At 67.7% G+C, this 11896-nt stretch carries 6 protein-coding genes; 3 read left to right on the top strand and 3 right to left on the bottom strand.

The genetic code is table 11. The annotated features are described in order from the left end of the window. Positions 1-9: 9 nt before the first annotated feature. Both BJ992_RS01330 and BJ992_RS32420 read right to left on the bottom strand, forming a co-directional pair. Positions 10-2058, bottom strand: coding sequence for a family 43 glycosylhydrolase (locus tag BJ992_RS01330; RefSeq protein ID WP_221474634.1), 2049 nt, complete (start codon positions 2056-2058; stop codon positions 10-12). 27 nt (positions 2059-2085) lie between these two features. Further along, entirely contained in the window at positions 2086-3237 is a 1152-nt protein-coding gene (locus tag BJ992_RS32420) for a cellulose binding domain-containing protein (RefSeq protein WP_343072443.1), read from the bottom strand. A 775-nt stretch (positions 3238-4012) separates the two neighbouring features. On the opposite strand from BJ992_RS32420, the gene BJ992_RS01320 reads away from it, so the two are divergent. Together BJ992_RS01320 and BJ992_RS01315 are read left to right on the top strand one after the other, a co-directional pair. Continuing rightward, positions 4013-5473 carry a glycoside hydrolase family 10 protein gene (locus BJ992_RS01320; RefSeq protein WP_184978139.1) on the top strand — a complete coding sequence of 487 codons (1461 nt, stop codon included), beginning with the start codon at positions 4013-4015 and terminating at the stop codon, positions 5471-5473. 203 nt (positions 5474-5676) lie between these two features. Further along, a complete protein-coding gene (locus BJ992_RS01315) occupies positions 5677-7389 on the top strand; it encodes a glycoside hydrolase family 27 protein (RefSeq protein ID WP_246496489.1) in 1713 nt (570 codons plus the stop codon). 54 nt (positions 7390-7443) lie between these two features. Here the strand turns inward: BJ992_RS01315 and BJ992_RS01310 are convergent, their stop codons facing one another. After that, the gene (locus BJ992_RS01310) at positions 7444-10185 is read right to left on the bottom strand and encodes a beta-L-arabinofuranosidase domain-containing protein (RefSeq protein ID WP_184978138.1); all 2742 of its coding nucleotides are present in this window, start codon (positions 10183-10185) and stop codon (positions 7444-7446) included. 632 nt (positions 10186-10817) lie between these two features. Between BJ992_RS01310 and BJ992_RS01305 the strand changes: the two genes are divergently transcribed. After that, positions 10818-11816, top strand: coding sequence for an ABC transporter substrate-binding protein (locus tag BJ992_RS01305; protein WP_184978137.1), 999 nt, complete (start codon positions 10818-10820; stop codon positions 11814-11816). Positions 11817-11896 lie beyond the last annotated feature (80 nt).

Raw genomic sequence — 11896 nt, 5'->3', positions numbered from 1 at the left:
TACGAGCACTTATGGCGTGGTCAGGGAGAACTGGCGTACCGTGACCGAGCCGCCGAGGGCCTGGGTGGCGTAGTTGAAGATGCCGAACCGGTGCCCGGGGAAGAAGTTCCAGGCATTGCCGAGCGTCATCGCCTGGCCGAACGAGGTGAAGTTCACCCCGTCGGTGCTGTAAGAGAACCGCGCCTGCCGGCCCGTACCCGGCCGGATGTCGGCATTGGCCCGCAACCAGATCCGGCCACCCGACACCGCCGTCGACGCGACCTCGGTACCGGTACTGGAGGTGTTCCAACTACTGTTCATCGCCAGCCCGTTGGTCATCACCAACCTCGTCGCACCGTTGTCCCGCCGCACCCCGATCCACGCCGACGAATCCCGCAAGATCGCCAACCCCGTCCGGTCACCGTCACGCATCGTCGAGTAATCCAGCTCGATCGTCGCCGTCGACGTCGGACCCTGCGTGCGGTGCGTCAACGTGTTGCGCGCGGTGTACAGATCGTTGGTCACGGTGGCGGTCTGCAGACGCAAGCCGTTGTTCACCGAGAACTTCGTGGTGTCGGGGTTGTGGTTCCACTCCCACTGCGGACCCAGGGTCGTCCCGGAGAACGTGTCCGTGCCGGTCAGCGGTTTCACCGGACGCCACGGCAGGTTCGGCCGCTGATAACTGGCTCCCCAGCCGCCGTTGACGGTGGTCACGGTCGGCCAGCCGTCGGAGGTCCAGGTGATCGGCGCCATCGCCGGCACCCGGCCACCCGGATAGGCGTCCACGAACGCCATGTAGTACCACTGACCGTTCTGCGTCTGCACCAGCCCACCCTGATGCGGCACACCGCCACCAGAGATCGGACTCGGCATGTTCAGCAGCACCTGACGCATCTCATACGGACCGAACGGACCATTGGTCGACTTCAACACGTACTGACCATTGGCCGGACGCGTCAGCCAGATGTAATAGGCACCATTGCGCTTGTAGAACCGCGCACCCTCCAACGTCCCGACACTGGAAGGAGTACTGAACACCTGCTGCGACCGCACCTCACTGGTACCGTCCGCCGACAACTGCGCCACACTGATCTGCGTGTTCCCGTACGCCACATACATCGTGTCGTTGTCGTCCACCAGCAGACCAGCGTCGTAGTAACACTTGTTGATCGTGGAACGCCGCTGCCAGGGACCCTCCACCGTCGAGGACGAGTACACATACGTCCGGGCGAAGTCGATGCACCCCAGCCAGTAGAACTGGTTGTTACTCGGACGGTGCGCGAACGCCGAGGCCCAGATCCCGTCCACATACGCACGCTCACCCACCATGCTGTACTTGTTGCCGAAGTCCAGCGTCGGCACCGAGTGACCCGCGAACTCCCAGTTCACCAGGTCATACGACCGAAGAATCGGCGCACCAGGCGAATAGTGGAACGTCGACGACGACATGTAGTACGCCTCACCGACACGGATGATGTCCACATCCGGGAAGTCCTGCCACACCACCGGGTTGTTGTACGACGCGCTAGGCGTCGGAGTGGGAGTCGGCGTCGGTGTCGGGGTGGGAGTCGGTGTCGGAGTCGGGGTGGGTGTCGGAGTCGGTGTCGGCGTGGGGGTGGGAGTCGGGGTCGGGGTGACCGTCGGCGTCGGGGTCGGGGACGGGCCGGTGGTGCCGGTGCAGGTGGTGCCGTTGAGCGCGAAGCTCGACGGCACGGGGTTGCTGCCGGTCCACGAGCCGTTGAAGCCGAACGAGACGTTGCCGTTCGTGGGGATGCTTCCGTTGTACGCGGCGTTGGTGACGGTGACCTGCGAGCCGGACTGCGCGACGGTCCCGTTCCACAACTGGGTGACGGTCTGGCCGGCGGCGAACGACCAGGTCAGCCGCCAGCCGTTGACCGGGTCACCGAGGTTGTCGATGACGACGTTCGCGCCGAAGCCGCCACCCCATTCATTGGTCACCGTGTAGGTGACGCGGCATCCGACGGCGGCGTTCGCCGAGACGGCGTTGACGAGTCCTAGCGTGGTCAGCATCGCCGCGACCACGGCCGCGAATCTGCGGCGGTAGGGAGTGACGCGCACTGTGTTCCTCCAGCGGGTGGGTCGGGGTCAGGCCGCGGTACAGGACGGCACAGGCGCGCTGTTGGTGCCGTTCCATGAGCCGAGGAACCCGAACTGTGCTTTCGCGCCGGCACCGAGCGCGCCGTTGTAGTCGACGTTGCGCGCGGTGACGTCGGCACCGCTGCTGGTGATCGTGGCGCTCCACGACTGGGTGACGGCCTGGCCGTTGGCGAACCGCCACGTCACCGTCCACGACGAGATCGGCGCGCTGCCGGCGGTGACGACCACGTCGGCCTGGAAACCGCCGCCCCACTGGCCGGTGATCGCGTACGTCGCCGTGCACGACTTGCCGCCGGGGGTCGGCGTGGGAGTCGGAGTCGGCGTGGGAGTCGGCGTCGGCGTGGGGGTGGGGGTCGGTGTCGGCGTGGGGGTCGGCGTCGGGGTCGGGCTGCTGCCCCCGGGCTGGCCGATGCTGCCGGAGACCGACTGGAGTGCGCGGTACCAGGTGGCGGCCATCTTGTCGTAGCCGCCTGCGGTGGGGTGGATGCCGTCGATGAGGTCGCCGGTGGTCAGCGTGGCGTGCATGTCGACCAGGTGGACCTTCTTGCCGCTGTTGACCTTGCCCTGCACGATCCCCGGGATCTGCGCGTTGAAGTTGCGCGCCGCGTTCTCCTGACCGGAGTTCGACAACGGGATGATCGTCGCCACGAACACATCCGCGTTCGGCACCGTGGAGGTGATCTTGTCGATCAGCGACGACAACCGGCCCGGCGCACCACTGACGTTGTAGTTCTGCAGAATGTCGTTGGTCCCGATGTGCAACAGCACCGACCGCGGGTTCTGCGTCCGCAGCCACCCCTGCACATTCGCGTCGATCTGATCGATCCGCCACCCCGGATGACCCTGATGATCATGATCACCCAGACTCGACGGACCGTTGAACTGCGACCCCACGAAATCCACCGTGTACCGGCCACTCACCAGCCGCTGCCACAGCCCGATCCGGTACCCACCAGGAACCTGCGTCCCCTCGGTGATCGAGTCACCGAGCGGCATCACCCGCGTCCCGCCGTTGGACTCCGCGCTCGCGGCGCCGGACCAGAAGGCGAACCCGGTGACGGCGAGGGCCAGGGACAGCAGGACGGCGGCCGAGCGGCGGCTGAGCGCGCCGGGCCGGCGGCGACGAGTTAGCGTTAACACCCGGCACCGCCAGTAGCCGGTGCGGAAGCGGACGGGACGGCCGCGAACGGCGGGGGGACATCCCAAGTGGACACGGAAAACCTCCATGACGAGATCGGTGACCGATCAGGTTCCGGCGGCCGATCCTGCGCCCGGGTGAGGGGGAGGTCGCGGCTCGGTGCCGTGCCGAGGCTCTCGCGGAGGCGCCGACCGGGCCGAGGTCGGGTCGGTCCGGTGCAGGCGTCCGTACGAGGCTTCGATCTGTTAGCGCTAACAACTCCCGCTGTTCCGCTTGCTCCTTTCCACCGGAGGGAGGTGGTGGTGAGCGGAGCTAATACGTTCGGTCAGACCGGCGTCAAGGGTGGTGATCACTCGCGTCAGCGACCCGGACTCTCCGGTAACGCGCCGATCTGCTGCGAAAGCCGGACGATCGCACCACGTCACAGCGACGCCGTGATGAAACGTTCATCCCTGGTGAGGAGCCTGCACCGCGATCGGCCGAGGCGTACGGAAGCCGCCGCGACCAGCCTCGGCACCACCGCGCCGTGCCGCCGCCGGTCGCGCGGTGACGGCCACGACCCTCCGGTCACCGCCTTGACACGTTTCCGCGACATTTCCACACTGAGTCACCAGCGGCCTCCTCCTGCCGGGGTCGGTGGTGAGCGGCAGGGGCCGCGATTCGCGACGCAGGCGTACACCGCACACCCTCCCGCTGAGGTGGCGAGCTCGCCGGGTGTCCACTCCTACCGCGTGCGTCTCGCGCGCGCTCGAACTCAGTGACGCAGGAGGCTCAGGCATGCCTGGAACCGCCATCCCCCCGCCTCGTACCGGCAGGTCCGGTCGTGGCAACCGCCGTGCGGTGATCGCCGCGGCACTCGGCGCCGCGGGCCTGGCCACCGCGCTCGCGGTGCCGGTCCCCGCCGGCGCCGCCGCGAGCACCCTCGGCGCCGCAGCCGCGCAAAGCGGCCGCTACTACGGCGCCGCCGTCGCGGTGAACCGCCTCAGCGAGTCGGCCTACACCACCGTCCTCAACCGCGAGTTCAACTCGGTCACCGCCGAGAACGAGATGAAATGGGCCTCCATCGAGCCCTCCCGCAACTCGTTCAGCTTCTCCGCCGGCGACCGCCTGGTCACCAACGCACAGAACAACGGCCAGTCCGTCCGCGGCCACACCCTGGTCTGGCACGCGCAATACCCCGGCTGGGTCGAGAACCTGCAGACCAACGACCTGCGCAGCGCCATGATCAACCACATCAACGGCGTCATGAACCACTACAAGGGCAAGATCTACGCCTGGGACGTCGTCAACGAGGCCTTCGCCGACGGCGGCGCCGTCGGCACCCTGCGCAGCAGCATCTTCACCCAGCGCCTCGGCAACGGCTTCATCGAAGAAGCCTTCCGCGCCGCACGCGCCGCCGACCCCGCCGCCAAACTCTGCTACAACGACTACAACATCGACGACGCCAACGCCAACAAGACCCGCGGCGTCTACAACATGATCCGCGACTTCAAACAACGCGGCGTCCCCATCGACTGCGTCGGCCTGCAGTCCCACTTCGGCAACCCCCCCAGCAACTACCAGCAGAACATCGAGCAGTTCGCCGCACTCGGCGTCGACGTCCAGATCACCGAACTCGACATCGGCGGTTCGGGCTCCACCCAGGCCGACGCCTACCGCCGCGTCACCCAGGCCTGCGTCAACGTCCCCCGCTGCACCGGCATCACCGTCTGGGGAGTCACCGACCGCTACTCCTGGCGCAGCGGCGACACCCCGCTGCTGTTCGACGGCAACTACAACAAGAAGCAGGCCTACAACTCCGTACTCACCGTCCTGAACAACGCCACACCCCGTCCGACGCCGACCCCGACGCCGACCCCCACGGTGACCCCGACCCCCACGCCGACCCCCACCCCGACGCCGACCCCCACCCCGACGCCGACACCGACACCGACACCGGTCCCCGGAGGGTGCTCGGCGACGATCGCGACCACCAACTCCTGGCCCGGCGGGTTCCAGAGCACGGTGACCGTGCGGGCCGGCAACGCGGCGGTCAACGGGTGGACGGTGCGGTGGACCTGGCCGAGCGGTCAGACCATCAGCAGCCTGTGGAGCGGTGAGCACACCGTGTCCGGTTCCAGCGTGACCGTGCGCAACGCCAACTACAACGGCTCGCTGTCCGCCGGCGGCTCCACGACGTTCGGGTTCACCGCGAACGGCACCGCCGCCACCCCGACCGCGACCTGCAGCAGTCCGTGACGGCTCCATAGAACGAGCATGAGGAGGAGGACCCGGCCGCGCCTGCCGCGGCACGCGGGCCCGCTCGCGCGGACCGGCTCTCCTTCCGACTCATGCCACCGACCACCTCCCGTGCGGCGGAACCCGTCACGCCGCACGGGAGGTCGGCATGTCTCGGCGTGGTCGCCGACCGCGCGGTGCGATCCCCGATGAGGAGTGAGCAGATGCCCTTACGCAGACCTTCATGGCGACGACACCTCCACCGCGTCGCACACGGCTCTCTGCGCCGGGTGCGGCGCGGCGCCGTCACCGTCCAGATGGCCGTCCTGGCGGTGGCCGCAGCAGGAGGGATCGCCGTGGCCGACGCCGCCGAGGTACCCGCGCGGGCCGCCGCCGCGCCGTCCCCTGTGACGACACCGCCGATGGGCTGGGCCTCCTGGAACACCTTCGCGGCACAGATCAACTACAACGTGATCAAGGCCCAGGTGGACGCGATGGTGTCCTCCGGCATGAAGGACGCCGGCTACGAGTACGTCAACATCGACGAGGGCTGGTGGCAGGGCACCCGGGACGCGGCCGGCAACATCACGGTCGACACCAGGGAGTGGCCCGGCGGGATGAAGGCGATCGCCGACTACATCCACAGCAAGGGCCTCAAGGCCGGCATCTACACCGACGCCGGCCGTGACGGCTGCGGCTACTACTACCCGACGGGACGGCCCGCCGCTCCCGGCAGTGGCAGCGAGGGCCACTACGACCAGGACTTCCTGGCCTTCTCCCAGTGGGGCTTCGACTTCGTCAAGGTCGACTGGTGCGGCGGCCAGGCCGAAGGACTCGACTCGCGCACCACGTACCAGGCGATCAGCGACGCGATCACCAGGGCCACGGCGCAGACGGGACGGCCGATGGTGCTGTCGATCTGCAACTGGGGGGTCGCCTCCCCCTGGAACTGGGCTCCGTCGATGTCGACGATGTGGCGGACCAGCGGCGACATCATCTACTGGGGCCAGGCCGCGTCCATGGACCGTGTGCTCGCCAACTTCGACTCGGCGCAGCACCCCGAGGCGCAGAGCCCCGGCCGGTACAACGACCCCGACATGCTCATCGCCGGCATGCCGAACTTCACGGCCGCGCAGAACCGCACCCACATGGGGCTGTGGGCCGTCTCCGGCGCGCCGCTGCTCGCCGGCAACAACCTCGCCACCATGAGCGCCGAGACGCGGGCCATCCTCACCAACCGTGAGGTGATCGCGGTCGACCAGGACGCACTGTCGCGGCAAGGCGTGAAGGTCGCCGAGGACGCGACCGGACGCCAGGTGTACAGCAAGGTGCTGTCCGGCACCAACCGCAGGGCCGTGCTGCTGCTCAACCGCACCAACTCGGCCGCGTCCATCACCGCGCGCTGGTCCAGCCTCGGTCTTTCCGGCACCGGGACGGTCCGCAACCTGTGGACCGGCACCGACGCCGGCACGTTCACCGACTCCTACACCACCACCGTGCCGGCCCGCGAGGCGGTGCTGCTGCTCGTCACCGCGTCGTCGTCCGTCCCCGAGCCCACGACGACGTCCTTGCGCGGCGTAGGTTCCGGCCGCTGCCTCGACGCCGGTTCGCAGACCAACGGCACGCAGTCCCAGATCTGGGACTGCAACGGCCAGACGAACCAGCGCTGGACCCCCACCGCCTCCGGTGAGCTGCGCGTCTACGGCAACAAGTGCCTGGACGTCTACAACGCCGGCACCGCCGACAACAGCCGGGTCGTCATCTGGGACTGCAACGGACAGAACAACCAGAAGTGGCGGCTCAACTCCGACGGCAGCATCACCGCCGTCGGCGCGAACAAGTGCCTGGACGTGCCGAACAACGCCACGGCCAACGGCACGAAGCTCGTCATCTGGTCGTGCAACGGCGGCGCCAACCAGCGCTGGACCCGCGTCTGAGATGAAAAAGACCCCTTCGCCGGTGCGGCCCGCGCCGGCGAAGGGGTCTGCTCATCAGATGAAGCGCCAGAGACGGTCGTTCGAGGTGCCGTCGTCGGCGAGCACGATCTGCGCGCCTTGCGAGGTGGAGCCGCCACTCACGCCGAGCACCCGGCCACCCGCGGACTGGATGCGGAAGTAGCCGTTGGAGCCGTACCGCAGCCGCCACCGCTGGTCGCTCGCGCCGTTCTCCGTCCGCTGGACGATCCGCGACCCGGCGGCGGTGCCGCCGTTCTCCACGGAGATGACCTTGGCGCTGTTGGAGTTGCGCAGCCGCAGGTAGCCGCCGTCCACGACCGCGGTCCACAGGTGATCGTTGGTGCCGCTGTCGGCCCACTGGATCACCAGGCCCCCGTCGGCGGTGGACATGTTCTCCACGCCGAGCACCTGTCCGCTCGCCAGGTTCTGGATGCGCCGCGCGCCGTTCGGCACGAACCGCCACTGGTTGTCCAGGCCGCCGTTGTCGGAGTCCTGGACGGCCTGCGCGCCGTTGGCGGTGGAGTTGTTCTGAAGGCCGAGCAGCTTGCCGCTGTTGGCGTTGCGCACCTTGACGCCGTCGCCGGCGTCGACCAGGGTCCAGTTGTGGTCGGCGGTGCCGTTGTCGGCCCACTGCAGCACGCGCGCGTTGTCGGCGGTGGACATGTTCTCCACGCCGAGCACCTTGCCGCTGTTGACGTTGCGGAACCGCACCACGCTGCCGCTGACGATCAGTTCCCAGTTGTGGTCGGCGGTTCCGCTGTCGGTCCACTGCAGCGCGAGGCCGCCGTCGGCCGTGGACATGTTCTGGATGCCGAGCACCAGGCCGCTCGCCACGTTCTGCAGCCGGTAGTTCGCCGTGCCACCGCCGGGGTTGCTGCCGCCGGAGGCGTTCCAGTAGACGGTGTAGTTGAAGCCGTGCGCGTCGTAGAACGGCCCGAGGTTGACGGTGGCGTTGTTGGCGGTCGCGGTGAACGTCAGCGCCGACGTGCTGGTGCGGGTGATCGAGCCGGTGTTGAGCGTCGGCAGCGCCGACAGCGAGGTGTTGCCGTAGTTCCCCGACAGCACGACCGGGCCGTAGGTGATCGCCGACACGTTGGGGTTGTCGTTGGCGGCCTTCATGACCACCCGCATCGGCAGGCGGACGGACACGGTGTCGCCGGACGTCCAGGTGCGGGTCAGCGCCGCGTACGTGCCGGGGGTGGTGGCGACGCTCTGCTGTTCGCCGTTGACGCTGACGGTCGCGCCGGTGGCCCAGGCCGGGATGCGGATCCGCATGGTCCACGACCCGCTGACATTCCCGGTGACCTGCAACGACGTGGTGTCGCTCACCGGGTACGACGTGGTCTGCGTGACCGTGATGCCGCGCTGGGACCAGTTCAGCACCGACGGCATGAACAGGTTCACCGTCAGCGTGTCGCCGTTGTAGAAGTAGATGGAGTCCATCAGGTTGGTGTTGACCTCGACCCCGGACCCCTGGCAGCACCAGAACGAGCTGTAGTCGGTGCTCCACGTGCCGCCACCCCACGCGGGGCCGACGCCGCGCCGTCCGCCGGCCTTCAGCGGCGTGAAGTACGTGATGTGGCCGTGGCCGTCACTCGGGTTCTGCGCGCCGATGACGTGGTTGAGCAGGGCCTGTTCGAAGTAGTCCACGTAGGCGACCCGGTCGGGGTTCAGCAGCCACAGCTCGCGGGTCAGCTTGAGCATGTTGTAGGTGTTGCAGTGCTCGCAGGTGTCGTTGGTCAGGTAACCCGCGATCGCGTTCGGAGCCCTGAAGTGCTCGGCCTGGCTGTTGCCGCCGATCGCGTAGGTGTGCGCGCCGACGGTGATGTTCCACGCGTTGGTCGCGATGTCCCGGTACCGGGTCGTGCCGGTCGCTTTGTACTCACGTGCGGCGCCGATCCACTTCGGCACCTGCGTGTTGGCGTGCAGGCCGTTGAGCTGGTCGCTGTTGGAGGCCAGCGGGTTGAACACCGCGGCGTGGTCGAACCGCTGGGCCACGGTGAGCCAGCGCGAGTCGCCGGTCTGCTGGTAGATGTCGGTCAGCACGGCGTTCATGCCGCCGAACTCGGTGCCGAGCATGGACTGCATCTGGCTGGAGGACAGCCGGCCGGTGCGCCAGTCCACCCATCCGGCGAGGGCGAGCAGTACGGTCCGCGCCTGGGTGTTGCCGGTGTAGCGCCACACGTCGAGCAGGCCGGCCAGCGTCTTGTGGATGACGTAGTACGGCACGTTGCCGTTGCTCAGCGTGCGCGCTTCGAGCGCGTTGAAGTCCGACTCGGGGAACCCGGACAGGTACCCGGTGTTGAAGCCGGCGGCGCCGTTGTTGGCCTGGCATTTGGCCAGCTCGGCGACCATGTAGTTGGCCTTGTCCAGGCATGTGGTGTCGCCGAGCACGGCGTAGGCCTGGGCCCAGGCGGTGAGCAGGTGGCCCTGCATGTGGCTGCGGAAGGGGAAGGACGGCGCGTCCCATCCGCCGTTGGAGGCGGCGCCGTTGGTGGACAGCCTGTGGTTGGCCCGGAAGACGTACAGCATGCGGTTGACGTCGACGAACCGCAGGTACGACAGCGTGCGGTTCTGGTTGTCCATCCAGCGGCTCGCGGTCAGCCGCACCTGGCCGGGCTCGAAGCCGTACGCGGCCACGCCGGTGTCGGGCCTCGCCGGGGGGACGACCGCGGCCATGGCGGCGGGGGTTCCGACGGCCTGTGCGGCCGTGGACGCGACCACGGCGACGCCGGCCGCCTGGAACAGTTGACGGCGGCTGAGCGGTGAGGGGGGCACCTGACCTCCAGGGACGTGATAAGTACTACTTAGTTGTGAGCGCTAACAATCAACGTCGTGCGTTGGCGACGGCAGGATCGAAGGAGCGGTTCTCCGCGGACCGGCGCGAGCCGCCAGGCTTCAGGCCGCGATGGCAGCCAGTCTCGAAACCTCTACGAAACATGTCAAGACCACTGCCGTTCCGGCTGCTCCCCGGCATCGCCGACCGGCTCCAGCCTCGGCACGACACCGCACAGCCCAGCCCCCGGAAGCACACCGGAGAACCCGGAAGTCTCCGCCGGACGGGAAAGTCACGGCACGTGGCATAACCGTGAAAGTTTCAACAGCGTCGCGGTGGTAGTTACCGCTAACAAAGGATCGGCCACGGTATGTACAGGGCTCGGTGACACCCGGTCCCCGACCGTCCTCAGGGCCATTCATCATGCCGAGCCGCACAAGGTCCTGCTCAGAATGGCTGTCGTGACATGCGCGGACACCGCCGTCCGGCGGGGCCGCCGAGGCGGCTCCGCTCGTGACCCTGTTGTGACAGAAAGCCTCTTGACCCTTAGTTGTGTTAGCGCTCACAGTTCATGCACGGCGACTTTGAGCCGCCGGGATCCTCGCGAGAGGTCACAAGAAAGGACACCCCCCGCATGTTGCGAAAGATCTCTATATTCCTCCTTACCGGCGCGATCGCCGCTTCCATGTCCGCGTGCGGGGGGAGCAGCGGCGGCGGCGGTGGCGACACCGGTGCGAGCGCGGGTGCTGGTGACGGGAAGATCGTCATGGGCTTCTCTCAGGTGGGTGCGGAGAGTGGCTGGCGGACGGCGAACACCAAGTCGGTGCAGGAGTCGGCGAAGGCGGCGGGGATCGATCTGAAGTTCTCCGATGCTCAGCAGAAGCAGGAGAACCAGATCAAGGCGATCCGGTCGTTCATCCAGCAGAAGGTGGACGTGATCGCGTTCTCGCCGGTGGTGGAGTCGGGGTGGGACACGGTGCTGAAGGAGGCCAAGGCCGCCGACATCCCGGTGATTCTGACCGACCGTGCGGTGGACTCTCCGGACACGAGTCTGTACAAGACCTTCCTTGGGTCGGATTTCGTGGAGGAGGGGAAGAAGGCGGGTCAGTGGCTGGTGGATCAGTACAAGGACTCCAAGGATCCGGTGAAGATCGTGGAGTTGCAGGGGACGACGGGGTCGGCGCCGGCGAACGACCGTAAGGCGGGGTTCGGTGAGGTGATCAAGGCGGATCCGAAGTTCGAGATCGTGGCGTCGCAGACCGGTGACTTCACGCGTGCGAAGGGCAAGGAGGTCATGGAGGCGTTCTTGAAGTCGACGCCGAAGATCGATGTGCTGTTCGCGCACAACGATGACATGGGTCTTGGTGCGATCGAGGCGATCGAGGGTGCGGGGAAGGTCCCGGGCAAGGACATCAAGATCATTACGATCGACGCGGTCAAGGACGGGATGCAGGCCCTGGCCGACGGGAAGATCAACTACATCGTGGAGTGCAGCCCGCTGCTCGGCCCGCAACTGATGGACCTGGCCAAGAAGGTCGTCGGCGACGAGCAGGTCCCGCCGCGGGTGGTCACCGAGGAGACCACCTTCACGCAGGAGCAGGCCAAGGAAGCCCTCCCCAGCCGACAGTACTGATCTGAACCACGCCGCGGGTCCGGCTCGGCCGGACCCGCGCGACCGGACGCGAGCGTCCGCCATGAACGGCGGCCCGCGGG

It is taken from the genome of Sphaerisporangium rubeum (assembly GCF_014207705.1).
GTDB lineage: Bacteria > Actinomycetota > Actinomycetes > Streptosporangiales > Streptosporangiaceae > Sphaerisporangium > Sphaerisporangium rubeum.
Note: the sequence above shows the minus strand (reverse complement) of the source record. Positions and strands in the feature narration are given on the sequence as shown.

Bases quoted from the DNA above. Each gene is read 5' to 3' on its own strand.
- BJ992_RS01320 (WP_184978139.1), top strand. From the start codon at position 4,013: ATGCCTGGAACCGCCATCCCCCCGCCTCGTACCGGCAGGTCCGGTCGT.
- BJ992_RS01315 (WP_246496489.1), top strand. From the start codon at position 5,677: ATGCCCTTACGCAGACCTTCATGGCGACGACACCTCCACCGCGTCGCA.
- BJ992_RS01305 (WP_184978137.1), top strand. From the start codon at position 10,818: ATGTTGCGAAAGATCTCTATATTCCTCCTTACCGGCGCGATCGCCGCT.